This window comes from Acinetobacter sp. X9 (genome assembly GCF_054889255.1).
In genome coordinates this window covers 1072563-1092444 of record NZ_CM142679.1, presented here as the reverse complement: position 1 = coordinate 1092444, position 19882 = coordinate 1072563, and the positions used below count along the sequence as shown (strand labels likewise).

Below are 19882 nucleotides of genomic sequence, written 5' to 3'. Positions count from 1 at the left end.
TCGTTATGAACGCTTTAACCGCTCTATCACCATTAGATGGACGTTATGCCAGCAAATGTGATGCGCTACGCCCTTTTCTTTCTGAGTTTGGTTTAATCCATGCTCGTGTCACTGTAGAAGTGCGTTGGTTACAAGCACTTTCTAACCGTCCAGAAATTGTTGAAGTTGCACCTTTTTCAAACGAAACAAATGCAGCCTTAGATGCGATTGTTAGCAACTTCTCTGAAGAAGATGCAAATCGCATTAAAGAGATTGAACGTACGACTAACCATGATGTTAAAGCAGTTGAATATTTCTTAAAAGAGAAGATTGCTGGTATTGCTGAATTGCAAAATGCGGGTGAATTCATTCACTTTGCATGTACTTCTGAAGACATCAACAACTTGTCTCATGCGCTTATGCTTAAAAACGGTCGTGAAGTTTTAGTATCAAGCATGAAGCAAATCCTTAATGCGATCTCTGCTTTGGCAACGACTCACGCTGAACAACCAATGTTGTCTCGTACACACGGTCAAACTGCTAGCCCAACAACTTTGGGTAAAGAAATGGCGAACGTGGCATACCGTTTAGCTCGTCAAATCAAACAATTTGAAAACGTTGAGTTACTTGGCAAAATCAATGGTGCTGTAGGTAACTACAATGCTCACCTTTCTGCTTATCCAGATGTTGATTGGGCCGCTCACGCACAAGCTTTTGTTGAATCTTTAGGTTTAACATTCAACCCTTATACAACTCAAATCGAACCACATGACTACATGGCAGAGTTGTTTGATGCGTTACGTCGTTTCAATACGATTTTAATCGACTTTAACCGTGACGTATGGGGTTACATTTCTTTAGGTTACTTCAAACAAAAATTGAAAGAAGGCGAAGTTGGTTCATCAACAATGCCACACAAAGTTAACCCAATTGACTTTGAAAACTCTGAAGGTAACTTAGGTATTGCAAATGCAGTATTGGCTCATTTAGGTGAAAAATTACCAATTTCTCGCTGGCAGCGTGACTTAACTGACTCAACTGTATTACGTAATATGGGTGTTGGTTTTGCACAAAGCTTAATTGCTTTCGATGCGTGCTTAAAAGGTGTTGGTAAACTTGAGTTAAATGCAAACCGTTTAAATGAAGATTTAGACCAAGCTCAAGAAGTTTTAGCTGAACCAATTCAAACTGTAATGCGTCGCTACAACATTGAAAAACCATACGAAAAATTAAAAGCATTAACTCGTGGTCAAGCAATGACGCGTGACATGATGGTTAATTTCGTAAATGGTGATGAACTTTCTCAAGTACCAAGCGAAGAACGTGCGCGTTTAGCTGAACTTACTCCTGCAACTTATACAGGTAATGCAGCTGAACAAGCGAAACAAATTAACGATTTAATTAGCAAAATTTAATTAAAAAGTTTACAAAAAGCGGAGCTTAGGCTTCGCTTTTTTATTACACTCATATAAATCACAATAAAGACTTCATAAAATGATCGAAAAACAATTCAAACTTAAACACTATATTACTCTTGGCTTGCTTTTAATTGCGATTGTTATTTCAGCTATTCAGCCTCTTGAATTTGAAGCCTATTTACTTCATCAAGCAGGCACTGTATTTATGTTGATTTTGCTCTTTGTTATTTTTAAGAAGATTGGACTCGATTTTTTAAGTTTTACTTTCTATCTGCTGTTTTTACTCATCCATATTGTTGGTGCACATTACCTATATTCATACGTTCCATATAATGATTGGATACAACAGGTATTCAATTTTAATTTAGATCAATACATGGGTTGGTCCCGTAATATGTATGATCGTTTGGTTCATCTTGCCTATGGTATTTTTCTCTACCCTCTTACTTATCGCGTGTTTCAGGTGTGGTTACCATCAGCAAAGCCATTCAGTCTATTTTTGCTAGTGGTTCAATTTGTAATGGCTTCAAGTGTTTTATATGAACTTATTGAATGGGCAATTGCTATTGGATTATCTCCCGAAGAAGCCGAAAATTATAATGGGCAACAAGGCGATATGTGGGATGCCCATAAAGATATGCTGTTAGCGACTATTGGGGCGATTTTCTATGGACTTCTTGCACTGATGCTTCCATCCAAAACAAATAACTCATAAATAAAAAAGCGCTCAATGAGCGCTTTTTTTAAGATCACTTTAGACAACAGGATAGGTTTGTTCTAAAAGGCTTTGTAAAACCGAAGAAGTAGTATCAGGTAAAACATGCTCAAGATTGGGAGTAATATTACTAGCGTTCGTAGTTATATCACTCTGATCATTTACCTGAGTGGGCTTTAATGCCGCTGAAGACAAAAGAGTTTCAATTGGGTCTGGTTCACTAGACGTAGAGCTTTTTAATAAATCATCTAATGACACAGATTTTTGCTGCTGACTAGTCGTTTCATTGGTTGTAGTTTGCGCTAACTTTAATGTATTTAACCCAACGCTATCCGCAACAGAAGGGACAACTTCATTTACATCACTACTGACAACTTCACTCGTACTCGCCACTTTTGGAGCGACCACATAAAACGTAAATGGTGAACTCACTTCACTTGTAAGGCCTGCTGCATCTGTTTGAATTAAAGTAATCGTATGTTTTCCAACAGCTAAATTTTTATCAAGTGTAAATGACCAATAGTTATTTGCATCTACTTGACCAACTTTTAGAATTGAAATTGCGACTCCATTATCATAAATAGTCAAAGTCGCACTGGGTTCAACTTTAACCGTAAATTTTGGGGTTGTATCATCTGTTTCAGAATTAGGGAGAATTTGTTTTAAAGTAGTCCCATTATCATTTTCTAATTTATTAAAAACTGGTTTCTCAGGAGGTGTATCCTTTGTACCATGGATTTCCAGAGACACAGAACTATTACCAGAGGCATCTATAGCAGATACAGAAGCTGTATCTTTAATAGTATTTAAAGCTGGTGAAATAGTAATTGTAAATTTCCCATTCTCGTCCGCTACTCCACTACCAATAACTTTATTGTCTTTCGTTATTTGTATTTTCGCATTAGCTTCAGCGGTACCAGTAACAGATGTTCCTTCTGCATTCACTTGAGCTGTAGGTTTATCTGGTGCTATGGTGTCATAGCCAGATTTAATTTCTAAAGGCTTAGAGGTATTCCCCGCTGCATCTTCAACAATGATTGTCGCCTTTTGTGACTCTTTTAAGGGGGAAGAAAGCGTGATTTGGAATTCACCTTGAGCGTTGGCCGTACCAGTTCCAATGACTTTACCATCAGCATCTTTGATATAAACCTTTGTATTAGCTTCTGCCGTTCCTTCAACTACTGTTCCTTCTTTATTTACTTCAATCAAAGGAGCGTCTGGCGGAATAGTATCTTTCCCAGCAAAGATCAGAGTAGCTTCAGATTTATTCTCTGCAGCATCCTGAGCAATCACTTTACCACCCGCTTCACTGGTCAAAGGTGGAGTTAGCTTTAAAGAAAAAATACCATCTTTATTCGCAGTTACAGTGCCTAGTACATTACCACTAGCATCATAAACAGTGATTTTTGCATCTGGTTCAGTTCTACCATCTAATATTGAACCATCTTCACTTAACTGGGCGCGTGGGGCATCTGGAGCAATTGTGTCTTTTGGACCTGTAATCGAAGCAGCAGTGGACTCACTGCCACCTTCACTTTGAGCTGAAACATTTAATTTATTTCCATCTGTCAAAGGTTTATCTAGCTTAATCGTAAAATTACCACTTGCATCTGCGTTACCTGAAGCAATTACATTTCCACTTAAATCTTTAATATAAATTTTTGCATTAGCTTCGGCTTTACCAGTGACCGTAACAGCATCATCTGCAAGTTTTACTTCTGTTGGTTTCGCAGTGGTTGGAACATTAACAGGCGAGTCATCTTTGTCATCATTATCAAAAGCCCAAAGATATAAACCTTCAGCGGCTAAAACCGCTAAACCTGCTTTTAGCACATTGCCCATCGAAAAAGTTGGGGAATCATCAACTGCCATTGTTGAGGCTGGTTGGCTCGTGCTGGTATAGGCTAAATCTGTGACATGGTTTAAACCTGTATAGTCGATCACCTTACCCTGAGCGTCAAATTGTGCCTCAACAAATTTTCCATGCTCAGTCGGAAGAACAAGTGAATGTTCTGTCGTATTCGTTACTTCATTAAAGAAATTTTCTAAGACAATAGTCTCTCCATTTTTTAAATGGACGACTAGACTTCCACCTTGTTTTTCCACCGATGCTATATCTTTTTGACTTACACCAATTTGAATAATAGAAGGTTTACTTAACACGACCTTATTGAGCTGACCATCTTGCAGAACGTCCAAACCCTCTTTGGATGCTACAATTATTCTTGTCATTATTTCCTGTCCTAAATTTCAGTTATATTTTTAAATGTCTAACTTTTTAAATATTTCATTTAAAAGCTATTTTATTGCTGTTTAAAATATCAAAACCATGTGTTTATCACAATTCAAAAATTATATTTATCAACATTTATTTTTTACTTTCCATTAAAAATCTAAACCTATTTAATAAGACAAATTTGAATATTAACTTTATAAAAAAACCAGCATTTAAGCTGGTCTTTTATAACATTTGAATTAGATAAACTTATAGTTTTGGATCACGTACCTGCACAAGCGTCGTGTTCGCCTTTGCTAGGCTTTCCATGACTTTGCTCATTACAGTAGGAATCAAACTATCTGCCATTTGCGCTGCTTGTAAACCCAGCTTTTCACCTAAGGTCGCTTTCTTACGTGTATTAATGACATACACATCATGTTGTGGCAATAAAGCTAATAAATACTCATCAGATGTTTGTAATTTATCAACAAGGTTCAAATCTAGAGCATCTTCACCATACCAATGCTCACCTGTCGCTACCTTATCAACATTAAGCTGTGGGCGATATTTTTCAACAAAGTGCTTAAATAAAACATGAGTTTGTTGCAGTTCTTCTTCGAACTTCGCTTTACCTTCAGGCGTATTTTCACCAAACATAGTTACAGTACGCTTATACTGCCCTGCTGTGTAAAGCTCAAAATCCACATTGTGTTCTTTTAAAAGACGATTAAAGTTTGGAACTTGAGCAACCACACCTATTGAACCAACAATAGCAAACGGCGCTGCAATAATTTCATTTGCAATACATGCCATCATATAGCCGCCACTTGCAGCGACTTTATCAACACAAATTGTTAAATGAAAACCAGCATCACGCAAACGCACCAACTGAGCTGCTGCCAGACCATAGCCATGAACCATACCGCCTGGGCTTTCGAGACGAACTACAATACGGTCACGTCCTGCTTTAGCAGTTGCTAAAATCAGGGTAATTTCTTCACGCAAGTTTTCAACTGCCGAAGCTTGAATATCACCTTTGAAATCTAAAACAAAAATCTTCTGATTATTTTTACGGCGAATTTTAGCTTCTTTAGCAAGTTGTTGAGCTAATTGTAAAAGTTCTAAACGGCTTGCCGTAGTTTGCGCAATTTTTTTTCTCTGTTCATTCACACGTGCATTTAAATGACTGACACGTATTTCCGCAGGGAGTTTAGGCAAATGGAATAACATAAAATTCTAAGCTCATAAGTTTATCTTTATAGCCTTAAGATGTGGTCCTTTTGATTAAAATTCAATAGTGATTTTGCAAAATAGAGTCATTTTCATTTATAAAATAAAAAAAAAGAGCACGTGGCTCTTTTTCTTTTATTGTTTATTAATCAACCGAAGCGACCAGTAATATACGCTTCCGTCAACTGATGGTCAGGTTGAGTAAAGACTTTTTCAGTTGAATTGACTTCAATTAAATCACCCAAATGGAAATAAGCAGTACGATCAGAAACACGTGCCGCTTGTTGCATTGAGTGAGTCACAATCACAATTGTGTATTGATTCGACAATTCAGAAATAAGTTCTTCTACTTTTGCTGTTGCAATTGGATCGAGTGCAGAACACGGCTCATCCATTAAAATCACTTCAGGACTAACAGCAATGGTACGTGCAATACATAAACGTTGTTGCTGACCACCTGATAAACCTGTACCTGGTTGGTTCAAACGGTCTTTAACCTCATCCCACAAACCAGCTTTACGTAAGCTATTTTCAACAATTTCTTCTAGGTCATATTTATCACGCGCTAAACCGTGAAGTTTAGGGCCATAAGCCACGTTGTCAAAAATAGATTTAGGGAATGGGTTTGGCTTTTGGAACACCATACCAACCTGAGCACGCAATAATACAACGTCTAGATTTGGGTCATAAATATTGTGATTATCGAGTGTAATTTTACCTGTTACACGGCAACCATCAATGGTGTCATTCATACGGTTTAAAGTACGAAGAAAGGTCGATTTACCACAACCTGATGGGCCAATAAACGCGATCACTTCGTTTTGGTAAATATCTAGATCAATACCTTTAATGGCTTCAAAATCACCATAATAAACATGGGCATCTTGTGCACTAATCTTGATTTCAGTTGAGTTCTGCTTTTTTGAAGTCTGTGGTTCAAAATGCGAAACATACGAAGTGCCATGATTCAGCGGTTTATCTGTAAATTGCGATTGTTCAGTATTCACTAACTTATCCTTTTCTAAGGAATTCGTAATATCAATAGTATTCATGATTTATCCTCTATTACCAACGCACTTCGAACTTTTTACGTAACCAAATTGCAAGACTGTTTAAACCAATCATTAATGCAAGTAGTACGATAATCGCAGCGGCAGTACGGCCTTCGAAGAAGTTACGCAACTCATTACCTTGCCATAAGTAAACTTGGACAGGTAAAGCAGTGGCTTGATCAAATGGTGTTGTTGGAATACTTGCAACGAATGCACTCATCCCGATTAAAAGTAAAGGTGCGGTTTCACCAAGTGCATGGGCAACACCAATAATTGCACCTGTCATAATGCCCGGTAATGCCAACGGTAAAACATGGTGGAAAATCGTTTGGAACTTAGAAGCCCCCAAACCAAGTGCAGCTTGTCGAATAGAAGGCGGCACAGCTTTTAATGAAGCACGCGTGGTAATGATGACTGTTGGTAGTGTCATTAAGCTTAAAACCAATCCACCCACTAGCGGAGCTGATAAAGGTAAATGCATCCAACCAATGAAAATTGCTGCACCGAGTAAACCAAATACGATAGAAGGAACAGCAGCAAGGTTATTGATGTTAACTTCAATAATGTCTGTAAGAACATTTTTTGGAGCAAACTCTTCGAGATAGATTGCGCTGGCAACACCAATTGGGATCGCAATGATGATCACGATGAGCATCATGAACAATGAACCCATGAATGCACCTGCAAGACCACTAATTGCCGGAGAACTGCGAGAGTCAGGATTCTTAAATAAGTTCATGTTAAATGTACTTTCAAGAACGCCTTTTGCTTTTAAGTCATCGGCAAGCTTACGCACTTCTGGATCGAGTTGTTGCTGATCATCTGGTAATGAACGATCAATATTACCTTTTAACCAAACATCGACGTTTGCATCACCTAAGAAGGTAATATTTTCTTTTTTACCAATGAGTGATGGATCTGCAAAAACCATATCACGTAGGCGATAAGCTTCCGAGCTTGCATATAAGCTGCTCAGATAGTCACGTTGTGATGCAAGTGCAGGATCTTTAGCAATCATTCCATTTACAATGATGCCATCCCAATCGACCATACCCATTTTAGTTTGCCAATCAACATAACGTTCTTGGTAATGTGCAGGTGTTTCACCTTGAGTACGTACAGGTACTGGGCCTGCATCAATCACTTTAGGGTCAAAGTAAATTGGAACATTCATACTGGTTTGCCAAAAAGCAGGTAAACCTTTTGCCAAGATACTACCGAACAAGAGAGCAACGAAAGCAAGACCAATAATGACTGCCGAGAAACCCGCAAAACGGAAAGCTTTTTCTTTGCGATGACGTTTAGCCAAAGATTTTTCAATAACCTGTTTACGTCGTTCACGTGTTTCGGCAGCAGTTTTCGGATCAAATACGTTCTGATCCATAGGAGACGATGTATTTGATGTACTCATTCGTATTGCTCACGGTATTTACGCACAATGTACAGTGCTACAATATTTAATCCCAAGGTAATAACAAATAGTGTTAAACCTAGCGCGAATGCAACCAATGCTTGTGGACTTGAGAAGTCTGTATCTCCAGTCAACTGTTTTACAATAGTTACTGTCACTGTCGAAACAGCTTCAAATGGATTTGCGTGTAAAAGTGGACTGTTCCCTGCTGCTAAAACCACAATCATGGTTTCCCCAACAGCGCGAGAGACTGCCAATAAGAAAGCGCCTGTAATACCCGGTAAAGCTGCTGGTAATACAACTTGACGGATTGTTTCAGACTTAGTCGCACCAAGTCCTAAAGAACCGTCACGTAGTGCGCGCGGGACTTGAGTAATAATGTCATCAGACAAAGATGAAACAAACGGGATAATCATAATTCCCATTACAAAGCCAGCAGTTAAAGCACTCGTCGCATTAATCTCTAAACCAATATATGCACCCGCTGCTTTAAAGAATGGTCCAATAATCATCATGGCAAATACACCATAAACAATTGTTGGAATACCAGCTAAGACTTCAATTGTTGGTTTTGCCCATGAGCGGAACCATGGTGAAGCATATTCAGCTAAATAAATTGCGATCATTAATCCAACTGGTACAGCAACGAGTAGAGCGATACCACTAACCATGAGCGTACCCCATAGCAATGGTAATAAACCATAACTGCCTTCAGCATTACCAGAAGTACTAAAGCCCGGATTCCATTCTGTACCAAAGAAAAAGTCCATTGGACTGACAAAACGGAAGAAGTGCATTGCTTCACCAAACATCGACATTACGATACCGATGGTTGTCAAAATCGCAACACCAGAACATAAAATCAAACCAACATTAATGGCACGTTCAACTTGGTTACGAGCACGATATTGTTGGCTGATTTTTTTCTTTGCCCAAACCAACCCCAATAAAGCAGCACAAATTACAACAGCAAATTTGGCAAAAGAGCCAATGGTTTGAAATTTTGCAAACTGTTGAGCAGCAGCTAATTCGTAGGCTGCCGGTTTATCGCTTACCCCAAAACCTGAAGCAATTGATTGAACACGATCAACCAATACACTTCTACCCGCTTCATCAAGAGAAGCACTTACAGACGCCGGAATATTATTAAAAATAATATGATTTAAAATACTTGGTTCAACCAAGTTCCAAATGATCAAAATTAAAAAAGCAGGGATACCGCACCAAAGACCAACCAGTGCGCCATAATAACCAGGACGAGAATGTAACGTCGCCGAGTTGCTTCCCTTACCTGCTATGTTACGGCTCTTTCTCAGCCCAAGTTGATATGCAATTGCCACGAGGGCTAACAACACACCGATAAGTAGCAGATTCATGTACTCTCCACTGTTTTCTCAATTGTCATAATTTGGAAAAACAAGTTAGACAAAAAGGCTGATGAACTCTTAAGATCACCAGCCTTCATTCAAACTAACTTATTTAACAGTTTTACCTGCTTTAAAGTCAGCCAAAACTTTTGCACGTTCAGCATCAGACATCGCGATTAAACCATCACGTTCAGCTTTAGAACCTTTACCAGTTGCTTTCTTGCTTACGAAATATTCTACATATTGCGGTAAGCCTTTAACTGATTTTAAGTGTTCGCCTTTCACGTAGAAGTACAATGGGCGAGATACAGGGTATGTACCATTCAATACTGTCTTCTCAGATGGAACAACGTTGTTTACTGTTGCCACACGTAACTTGTCACGGTTCATGTCATAGAAACTTAAACCGAACACGCCTACTGCGCTTGGAGAAGTCTTTAAGCGAGCCAATGTTTCTGTATAGTCGCCAGCGATTTCAATTACACGGCCATCTTTACGGAAAGTAGAACATGCTTTCTTCTGAGCATCTTTATCTAAGCTCTTGAAGTATTCATATGCTTCACAACCAGCTTCAACCATTTTCTCTTGGAAAACTTCACGAGTACCGTGGTTAGATGCAGGGATTACAAGCGTAATCGGTTCATTTGGAAGTGTTTTATCAATTTGATTCCAGTTTGTATATGGGTTTGGAACCAATTTACCTTTTGATGGTAACTGTGCAGCTAAAGCAGCAAACACATGGTAAGGTTTTAATTTATAAGCTGCTTTGTGTGAGTTAGACGCGAATACAATACCGTCATAACCGATTTTGATTTCTTGAATTTGTTTTACACCAGCTTTGTTACAAGCTTCGATTTCAGTGCTTTTAATTTTACGAGAAGCGTTAGCAACGTCGATCGTGTTATCGCCAACACCTTGACAGAATTGTTTCAAACCAGCAGAAGAACCGCCAGAACCAACTACAGGAGTTTTAAATTGAGGGAAAGTATTACCAAACTCTTCAGCTACAACGCTGGCAAATGGTAATACAGTTGAAGAACCAGCAATTTGAATCGTATCACGAGCTGCATTTGCAGTCGTTGTTACAGCTGCCCCAGTTACTGCTAACGCAATTGCGATTTGACGTGGATTTAAGCGCATTCTGTTCTCTCTCATTAATGCAATAGGTTGTACGTCACTTTTTGTTGAGTGCTTGTACGCTCTTCGATAGCTGCATTGTGAATAGAAAATATGACAATTAAGTTACAGTATGATGACGCTTTAATGATTTCGATATTGTTAACTGTCACATTAATATTTTTTATGTACTATCAATTAGTTATTTTAAATATAGAGATTATTTTACCCTCTCTATCAATCTATATTATGACATTAACTAAAAATATTAAATTTTTATTTTTTATAAAATATAAAAACAAAATGTATTATAAATATATTAAAAAACGGTAATTTAGTGATTTATTAATTTTATTATTTAAATATTTTCTGTCATTAAAATTATTATTAAAAATTTCTAGAAAAAAACAATTTCTTTGTAACATGAAAATAATATGACAAGAGATAAAGGGTTACCAACCTTAAGGCTGATAACCGCAATATCATTGTCAATTTAAAGGATCAATTCGATTGTACTTCTGGCAGAACAACTATTTTTTTACGATATTTTAAGAAGTACATCACAGCTAAAACAGCAAGCCAGATTGGTCCTAAAATAACTGCCAATCTCATATCTGGAGTCATTGCCATAATAATAAGAATAAAGCATACAAAGCTAATGGTTAAGTAATTACTCCATGGACTCATAATACTTTGGAACTTAGTTTGACGTTTTTGCAATTTCATTGCTTTAGTAAATTTCAAATGCGTCACTGAAATCATGAGCCAGTTAATGACAAGTGCAGCCACCACAAGCATCATGAAGAGCTGAAAAGCTTGACCAGGAATCAGATAATTCACGACCACACATATTGCTGTAATAGATGCAGAAACAACTGCTGCTGGAACCGGAATACCGCGACGGTTTACTTTTTTCAAAATTGCAGGAGCATTACCCTGCTCTGCCAAACCATGCAACATACGGCTATTACAATAGATACAGCTGTTATAAACTGAAATAGCAGCAATCAAGACCACAAAGTTCAGAACGTTCGCAACACCGTTACTATTGAGTGACTGGAAAATCATAACAAATGGACTGCCGCCTTCTGCCACCATGTTCCATGGATAAAGACATAAAAGAATACCGATTGCACCGATATAAAAAATTAAAATACGGTACACAATCTGATTTACTGCTTTAGGAATAGTCGTTTCAGGTTTCTTCGTTTCAGCTGCAGCAATACCAATTAATTCCAATCCGCCAAATGCAAACATAATGACAGCTAAAGCCATGACAAAACCGTGAATCCCGTGCGGGAAGAAACCACCGTGTTGCCATAAATTTGCAACACCCGCTTGCGGACCTGCTGAGCCTGAAAGTAAAAGATAAGCACCGAAACCAATCATGCTTAAAATGGCAACAATTTTAATGCAGGAAAATAAGAACTCGGATTCCCCAAAAAAGCGAACATTTACCAAGTTAATGCCGTTAATTAAAATAAAGAAAAATAAAGCAGTCAGCCATGTCGGAATTTCAGGCCACCAAAACTGTATAAACGTCCCAATCGCACTCAATTCAGCCATACTGACGAGTACATATAATACCCAATAGTTCCAGCCAGACATAAAACCCGCCATTTTGCCCCAATATTTGTTCGCAAAATAACTAAAAGAACCACTGACCGGCTCTTCAACAACCATTTCACCTAAATGGCGCATAATTAAAAAGGCAATAATTCCTGCAATTGCATATCCTAATAAAATTGAAGGACCAGCCAATTTAATTGTTTGTGAAAGACCTAAGAATAATCCTGTACCAATCGCCCCTCCGAGTGCGATGAGTTGAATATGCCGATTGGATAAGCCTTGTTTTAACTCGTGCTTATTGTTTGCATCCATAACATTATCTCCAATGTTGGTGTCACTTCCTGTACACCTTTATTCAGCACCATATCCGAAGGCCAGAACCCGACCTTCGGAAATAAGTAGCTTTAATATGAGTCCATTTAATTTTTGAGAAGACTTGTCCTGTCTTCTATTTAAAAAGAGATTGCATCCTTACATTTAATCGGTTGGGAACGCTCCTTTAAAATTTCGTAACCGCGATCACCGTAGTCAAAACGAGCAATCACAGAAGCAAATTTTTTCAAACTTACCGGTGCATCCATTGCTGGTAGTTTCAATTCAATAAAGGTTAATTGATCATTTTGCTGAACGTTGTCTAAAACGCTCTTCAGCTGTCCAGCAGTCTCAACCACATAAGTTGTATGGCCTTTTTTACCGTTAAATACCGCTGGAATTTCAGTGTATTTCCAGTTTTGCACATCGTTATAGGCAGCGTTTTCACCCATAATTAAACGTTCAATGGTGTAGCCGCCGTTGTTCAGCAAGAAAATAATTGGTTTTAAACCATGACGAATAATCGTAGAAAGCTCTTGTACCGTAAGCTGGAATGAACCATCACCAATAAATAGAATTTGACGACGTTCAGGAGCAGCCAACAAACTACCAAGCAAAGCCGGTAAGGTGTAGCCAATAGAACCCCAAAGCGGCTGAGCAATATATTTAGCTGTGGCAGGAAGTTTTATTCCTGACAAAGCAGAGTTTGATGTCCCCACTTCACCAATAATCACATCATCTTCTTTTAAAAACCCTGAAATGTAATTCCAAAGCACATCTTGGCTTAGCTTTTGCTGAGCTGGAGCTTCAATTACTTTCTGTGGTTGTTTTTCAAGAAGAGGTATTGTCGATTTACGTGGCGCAACTTTTTTATTTAGCTCGACAAGTAATTGTCCAATTTCAATACCCGGAAAATCCTGACCAAAAATATTTAGGCCATAAGATTTAATTTCGATGTAGTTCTTGGTCTCAATTTGATGAGTAAATACAGCGGAGCCTACATCGGTAAAGCGTGCGCCAACACCAATTAAACAGTCAGATTGTTCAATGATATTTTTCACATGCGGTTGGCTTGCCCCACCCACATAAGTTCCAATGTAACGAGGTGAGCCTTCATCCATAATATTTTTTGCAGTATTCATCCCTGCAAATGGAATTGAGCATTTTTGAGACAAATCATTTAAAAGTGAAGTTACACCAAAAACTGAAGCTTCATTATCAATAAGAAGTGCTGGGCTTTGAGCATTTGCAATAATGTCACAAAGTTTGCTTACCACACTCTGCAATAATTCAGGTTCAACAGCTGGGTAGCTTAAGTCAAGCGGACGCTCAGATACTTCAATTTTAACGTGAGTAATATCGCCTGGTAGTTGAATGTGTACAGGACGGCGTTCAAGGAAACACTGGCGTAATACACGGTCAATTTCAAAAGCTGCATTTGCTGGAGTTAAACGTGTTTGGGCAACTGTGAACTCTTTCATACAGTTCATAATATTGTCGTAGTTACCATCGACAAGCGTGTGGTGTATTAGTGTGCCCTTTTGAACCGCATGTAAAGGCGGAATACCTGAGATATGAATAAGAGGTACATTTTCTGCATAGGCACCTGCGATGCCATTAATCGCACTTAAGTCACCTACACCATAAGTAGTTGCCAAGGCAGAAAAACCGTTAATTCGTGCATAGCCATCTGCTGCATAGGCAGCATTTAATTCATTACAATTTCCAATAAATTCGAGTTGTGGGTCTGCTTCAACTTGTTCTAGATATGAGAGGTTAAAATCACCAGGTACACCAAAGAGATGTTGGATACCCATTTGTTTTAAACGAAGATTTAAAAAGTCACCGATTTCTATGAACATTGCTCTATATCCTTTGAGACCAATTTTTATTCCATAGAAAAATAATATTTCATCTATCTTTTAGATTTCGTGCATAATGAAAACGCATTTTAATAAAAATACATGATTTGTGTATCATAAAAGGATTTTATGCAATGGATAAGTTCGACTGGCAAATCATTCAGGCACTACAAAAGAATGGACGACTCACCAATCAGGAAATAGGAGATTTAATTGGTTTATCTGCTTCGCAATGTTCAAGAAGAAGGCAGCTACTTGAGCAAAAAGGTATTATTCTAGGCTACACAGCACGCATCCAGCAGCAGGCACTAGGACTCGAAGTTACAGCGATGATACATATTAATCTAAGAACACACGAGGCAAAATCACAGCAGGCTTTTCAAGAGCTCATTGAAGCTGAAGACAACATTCAGGATGCATTTTCAATTAGTGGCGATGCGGATTTTATTTTAAAAGTGGTTGCAGAAAACTTAGAACAGCTTTCCCAATTTGTGACCGAAAGGTTGCTTTCTTATAATTTTATTGGACACATAAAGTCTTACATCGTTCTTAAAAAAATTAAAGAACAGAATCATTTTTTAATCAAACCTAAAAGCATGAGCTATCATCACTCTCAATAAACTAACTCAGCTTTTCAAACATAAAAGTGAAAATAAAAAGGCGGATACTAGATCCGCCTTAAAATGAATATTTAGACTTTACTAATATGGACAGTTTGTCCAATCGTATTTTCAAGCAAGCCTTCCAGACCAAATTCAGCACCTAGACCAGACATTTTCCAGCCACCAAAAGGTGCATGAGGCAGAACCTCCGCATGGGTATTAATCCAAACAGTACCACATTGAAGCTGACTAGCGTAAGTCTGAGCGGCTTGAATATCTGACGACCAGATTGAACCACCCAAACCAAACTCACTGTCATTGGCACGAGCAATTGCATCGTTGATATCGGTATATTTTAAAACAGGTAACACAGGGCCAAACTGTTCTTCTTGCACCACGCGGCAAGAATCAGAAACTTCAGTCAAAATAGTTGGTGCAATAAAGTAGCCCTGCTCTGGTAGCTGCTGTTGCCCAGAAAGTGCTTTTGCTCCTTGAGAAATGGCATCGGCAATAAGTGCTTTCACTTTGTTATATTGCATTTTGTTTTGTACTGGACCAAATGTTGTAGAAGACGCCATACCATCACCTACAACTTGAGCGTTGGCAATATCAGCTAACTTTTGAGATAAAGCTTCATACTGGCTTTCATGCACATATAAGCGCTTTAAGGCTGCACATGTTTGACCAGCGTTTAAAAATGCCATATTAAAAATCTTTGCTGCAATTTCATCGATATTTGCATCTGGCAATACAATACCAGCGTCATTACCACCAAGTTCTAAAGTTAAGTGTTTTAGCTGCTGAGCTGCACCCGCCATAATGTGCTGGCCTGTTCGAGTTGAACCCGTAAATACAACTTTTTGTACATCTGGATGAGAAGATAATGCTTCGCCAATCTCGCCAGCACCAACCACAATTGAAATAACACCAACAGGGACCTCTTGCTGAATGATTTCACATAAACGTAAAGTTGAGAGTGGTGTGTATTCAGAAGGTTTGCTAATCACAACGTTACCCGCACGCAATGCAGGCATGATATGCCAAACCGCAATCATCAGTGGCCAGTTCCATGGTGTAATTGAAGCCACTACACCTAATGGTTGGCGATGGCGCTCAATACGCTTGGTTTCACTATCTTCAATTACTTCTACAGGTAAATCCATAGCAGCCGCATAGCGAGTCCAGCCAATTGCACCCTGCACTTCCATTTGTGCAAGTGCCAGTGGCTTACCTTGTTCAAGCACAACCAACTCTGCAAGCATTTCAGCATGCTTTTCAATACCGTCAGCAATTTTATTTAAAATTGATTTACGTTCATCGTGCGAGACTTGTTGCCAAGCTTTAGATGCCTGTTTAGCTACACTCACTGCTTGATTTACCTGTGCAACCGATGCTTTTGCACAACGTGCAGCAGTTAAGCCAGTAGCAGGGTTAAGAATTTCTAGCTCACCTTGTTCACCTGAACAAAGTTGACCGCCAATAATGAGTTTAAACTCATTGAGCATATTCGCTTGTTGCATTTCTTCTTCCTTGTCTTAATTGTAATTACAGCCACTTACTTTTTTCAGTTAAAGCGGGATTATTTAAAGTAAGTACGATATTGATATAACAATGTGACCAAAATATTGGGGACATACCAATACAATAAGAAATTTGCTTCCCATAAATCATGCATAATTATTTTTGTTTTTTGAAAATATGCATGATTTGTGCATACACTCTTCTTGTCATACACATTTTAAATAAAAATAATCTGTAATAAAAAAAGCTCGGTAATGAACCGAGCTTTTTTTATTATCAACTCAATTAGTCAATTGGTGGTACATAGTTACCAGAAGCAATTGCATCTTTAATGCGTTCAGCTTCAGCCAATACTTGACCTAAAAGGTTTTTAACGTTTTCGAATGTCACAACAGGGCTTAATGTTGTCATCTTCAATGACTGTACATTACCAACTTTTGTTACACCGATATTTGCTTCACCACGTGCAAACAATTCGTCTGCTACGTTTTGGTTTAAGCTATCGATAAACTCAACTGGGTAGCCTTGTGGCACAACGCGGAACAATACCGAAGCGAATTGTGGTTCAACTAAAAGCTCTAAACCATCAGTTGCCTTGATGTAATCTGCAACTTCACGAGTAAGTTTTACACCATGGTCAATCATTGAACCATAAAGGTCTTCACCTAGTGATTCAATTGTCATCCACAATTTCAATGCATCAAAACGACGAGTCGTTTGTAATGACTTAGACACAAGGTTTGGTACACCGTGCTCTTCGTCATAAGCAGAGTTCAAGTATTCAGCTTCGTAGTGCATGAAACGATAGTTCGCTTCGTCTTTTAACAAGAACGCGCCACAGCTAATACTTTGGAAATAATGCTTATGGAAGTCGAGAGTAATTGAGTCAGACAACTCAATACCATCAAGCATTGCACGATAGTCATTTGAAAGAATTAATGCACCGCCCCATGCCGCATCGATATGCATCCATGAACCATATTTATTGGTAATTTCACGGATTTTCTTCAATGGATCAATTGCACCGGCATCTGTAGTACCTGCTGTCGCAACGACACAAGCAACGACTTTACCTTCAGACTGAAGATGCGCCATCGTTTTTTCGAGAGCATCTACATCCATTTGTGCATTTTCATTCACAGGAACAGTCACAACTGACTGGAAGCCCATGCCCATCATTGCCATGTTCTTTTGCACAGAGAAATGTGCATTTTCAGAACAAATGACTTTGACGTTTTTCATTGCATCGGCAGGAATACCATCACGCTGTACAGACCATGGATTACCATTTTCGTCTTTCCAGTTTTTCGAGATGCACCAGTCACGAGCAAGCAATACACCCATCAAGTTAGATTGAGTACCGCCAGAAGTGAAAACACCAGCCTGGCCAGAACCATAACCTACTTTTTGACGCAACCAATCAATGAGCTGAACTTCCATTAATGAACCAGCCGGGCTTTGATCCCATGAGTCCATAGATTGGTTAGTTGCATTGATTAACACTTCCGCAATCTGGCTCATCACCATGGTTGGGCAGTGTAAGTGTGCTAATGAATGTGGATGGTGTACTTTCAAGCTTTTATTCAAGAAAAGCTCAATCATACGTTGAAGAGATTCTTGTACACCCATACCCTCTTTTGAAGGTTGGAAAGAAATTGCTGAACGCAATTCTTTAATACTACCGCCAGTGTACATCTTTTCATTTTGCAACCATGCTGAAACGGCTTTTACCGCTTCGCCCATTGCTGACTCATAGTCAGCAATGGATTGTGCATCATTGCAGAGTAACGCTTTACGATGTTCTGCAAAATCCACCATACTTATGCGCCTCGTACTGCAACCAATGCTTCTGCAATTGCTTTCTTAAAGCGAGCAACTACTTCAACACATTCGTCTTGAGTAATGATTAACGGGCAAAGTAAACGAATTACCGTACCATTACGACCACCTTTTTCAAGCAATAATTTATTGTTGAAACAAGCAGTTTGAATCGCAGCAGCTAATTGTGAATCAGCAGGATGTGAACCAATACGATCAGCTGGTTTACGCTCGTCAACGATCTCAACACCGATCATTAAACCGCGACCACGTACGTTACCGATACATGGGAATTCTTGAGCTAATTTTTTAAATTCAGCTTGTAAGAAGTCACCACGCTCTTGCGCATTTTGAGCAAGATTTTGTTCGCTAATCGTTTTTAATACGACAAGACCAGTACCCATAGCAAGTTGGTTACCACGGAAAGTACCCGTGTGACCAGCAGGCTGCCAAGCATCAAATTTACGTTTAATACCTAATACTGCAAGTGGTAAACCACCACCTACTGCTTTAGACATTACAACAACATCAGGTTCAATACCTGCATGTTCAAATGCAAACATTTTGCCTGAACGTGCAAAGCCAGCTTGAACTTCGTCTAAAATTAAAACGATGTTGTGCTTTTCAGTCACTTCACGGATTTTTTGCAACCATTTTACTGGAGCTGTAACTACGCCGCCTTCACCTTGAATCGCTTCAAGAATCACAGCAGCCGGTTTTGTTACACCGCTTTCTACATCTTCAATAAAGTTTTCAAAGTAGTAAGTTAAAGCGTCAACACCAGCTTCACCACCTAAACCAAGTGGGCAGCGGTATTCATGCGGATATGGCATGAATTGTACGCCTGGCATTAAACCGTTAACTGCATTTTTTGCACTTAAGTTACCAGTCATAGCAAGCGCACCATGGGTCATACCATGATAACCGCCTGAGAAACTGATCACTGAACTACGGCCAGTGTAAGTCTTAGCAAGTTTAATTGCTGCTTCAGTTGCGTCTGCACCAGCAGGACCACAGAACTGCAAGCAATATTCTTCTTTACCACCAGGTAAATATGCTAACAATGCTTCAGTGAATGCATCTTTTAAAGGTGTGGTTAAGTCTAAAGTATGCAATGGCAAACCACTTGCCAATGTATCTTGAATACTTTGAATCACCGCAGGATGATTATGACCTAAAGCCAATGTACCTGCCCCAGCTAAACAATCAAGGTACTGTGTACCTTCAACATCAGTAACCCAGCATCCTTGTGCTTTCGCTATCGCTAACGGTAATTTACGTGGATAGCTACGAACATTTGATTCCATTTGACTTTGGCGAGTCAAATAATATTCGTTAGTAGCATTAGTGGCAGGGTTAACGGAAGTAACGCTCATATCGGATTACCATCTCTGATAGGGGTAGAAAGAAATAAGTCTGGTGACGATTGGTCCTTTGACTCGGTGCTTTATAGAACTAGTAAAGACACTTATTTTATATCTTGTAACTAGGAGCGCGATGATACCTAATTTTACAAGAAAAAAAACGTCTTTTATGTACTTTACTCATCTAATCTTATTGAAAAAATGTATCATCCCAATAGTTATGATGAATTATCATCATACTATGTGACAACCTAAAGAAAATATTCTTTTTTTATATTACTTTGATTTTTTAAGTTACATTGAAACACTTTAATTTTAAGCTTTTAAT

General features: G+C 38.7%; 14 protein-coding genes. 3 read left to right on the top strand and 11 right to left on the bottom strand.

Annotation, left to right across the window (positions count from 1 at the left end; all coding sequences use genetic code 11):
* Positions 1 to 5: 5 nt before the first annotated feature.
* Entirely contained in the window at positions 6 to 1394 is a 1389-nt protein-coding gene (purB, locus tag ACYU0V_RS05220) for an adenylosuccinate lyase (RefSeq protein WP_002118712.1), read from the top strand.
* 79 nt (positions 1395 to 1473) lie between these two features.
* The gene (locus tag ACYU0V_RS05215) at positions 1474 to 2112 is read left to right on the top strand and encodes a DUF2238 domain-containing protein (RefSeq protein WP_014207311.1); all 639 of its coding nucleotides are present in this window, start codon (positions 1474 to 1476) and stop codon (positions 2110 to 2112) included.
* 39 nt (positions 2113 to 2151) lie between these two features.
* Here ACYU0V_RS05215 and blp2 read toward each other — a convergent pair whose 3' ends face one another.
* From blp2 to ACYU0V_RS05175, 8 genes are all read right to left on the bottom strand, one after another.
* Positions 2152 to 4344 carry an Ig-like repeat protein Blp2 gene (gene blp2, locus ACYU0V_RS05210; protein WP_461849302.1) on the bottom strand — a complete coding sequence of 731 codons (2193 nt, stop codon included), beginning with the start codon at positions 4342 to 4344 and terminating at the stop codon, positions 2152 to 2154.
* Positions 4345 to 4597: 253 nt separating this feature from the next.
* Complete coding sequence (gene sohB / locus ACYU0V_RS05205; RefSeq protein WP_002118820.1) at positions 4598 to 5560, bottom strand: protease SohB; 963 nt, start codon at positions 5558 to 5560, stop codon at positions 4598 to 4600.
* 149 nt (positions 5561 to 5709) lie between these two features.
* Entirely contained in the window at positions 5710 to 6612 is a 903-nt protein-coding gene (pstB, locus tag ACYU0V_RS05200; protein WP_016140357.1) for a phosphate ABC transporter ATP-binding protein PstB, read from the bottom strand.
* Between the two features lie 13 nt (positions 6613 to 6625).
* Entirely contained in the window at positions 6626 to 8023 is a 1398-nt protein-coding gene (gene pstA / locus ACYU0V_RS05195) for a phosphate ABC transporter permease PstA (RefSeq protein ID WP_461849301.1), read from the bottom strand.
* The gene (gene pstC, locus ACYU0V_RS05190; RefSeq protein WP_032004486.1) at positions 8020 to 9399 is read right to left on the bottom strand and encodes a phosphate ABC transporter permease subunit PstC; all 1380 of its coding nucleotides are present in this window, start codon (positions 9397 to 9399) and stop codon (positions 8020 to 8022) included. The genes pstA and pstC overlap by 4 nt, the downstream gene beginning before the upstream one ends.
* Positions 9400 to 9498: 99 nt before the next feature.
* Positions 9499 to 10530 (bottom strand): substrate-binding domain-containing protein, encoded by a 1032-nt coding sequence (locus ACYU0V_RS05185; protein WP_002118975.1) that lies wholly within the window; start codon positions 10528 to 10530, stop codon positions 9499 to 9501.
* A gap of 477 nt (positions 10531 to 11007) precedes the next feature.
* A complete protein-coding gene (locus ACYU0V_RS05180) occupies positions 11008 to 12387 on the bottom strand; it encodes an amino acid permease (RefSeq protein WP_461849300.1) in 1380 nt (459 codons plus the stop codon).
* A gap of 140 nt (positions 12388 to 12527) precedes the next feature.
* Positions 12528 to 14249 carry an alpha-keto acid decarboxylase family protein gene (locus ACYU0V_RS05175; protein WP_199975848.1) on the bottom strand — a complete coding sequence of 574 codons (1722 nt, stop codon included), beginning with the start codon at positions 14247 to 14249 and terminating at the stop codon, positions 12528 to 12530.
* A gap of 134 nt (positions 14250 to 14383) precedes the next feature.
* On the opposite strand from ACYU0V_RS05175, the gene ACYU0V_RS05170 reads away from it, so the two are divergent.
* On the top strand, positions 14384 to 14869 hold the full coding sequence (locus tag ACYU0V_RS05170; RefSeq protein ID WP_004700117.1) for an Lrp/AsnC family transcriptional regulator: 486 nt from the start codon (positions 14384 to 14386) through the stop codon (positions 14867 to 14869).
* A 71-nt stretch (positions 14870 to 14940) separates the two neighbouring features.
* Here the strand turns inward: ACYU0V_RS05170 and ACYU0V_RS05165 are convergent, their stop codons facing one another.
* The 3 genes from ACYU0V_RS05165 to ACYU0V_RS05155 all read right to left on the bottom strand — a co-directional run bounded on the left by ACYU0V_RS05165 (position 14941) and on the right by ACYU0V_RS05155 (position 19566).
* A complete protein-coding gene (locus ACYU0V_RS05165) occupies positions 14941 to 16371 on the bottom strand; it encodes an aldehyde dehydrogenase family protein (protein ID WP_461849298.1) in 1431 nt (476 codons plus the stop codon).
* Positions 16372 to 16657: 286 nt separating this feature from the next.
* Positions 16658 to 18190, bottom strand: a complete 1533-nt coding sequence (locus ACYU0V_RS05160; RefSeq protein WP_057062827.1) for a pyridoxal phosphate-dependent decarboxylase family protein — start codon at positions 18188 to 18190, stop codon at positions 16658 to 16660.
* Positions 18191 to 18192: 2 nt separating this feature from the next.
* Complete coding sequence (locus tag ACYU0V_RS05155; protein WP_002118718.1) at positions 18193 to 19566, bottom strand: diaminobutyrate--2-oxoglutarate transaminase; 1374 nt, start codon at positions 19564 to 19566, stop codon at positions 18193 to 18195.
* Between the last annotated feature and the right edge of the window lie 316 nt (positions 19567 to 19882).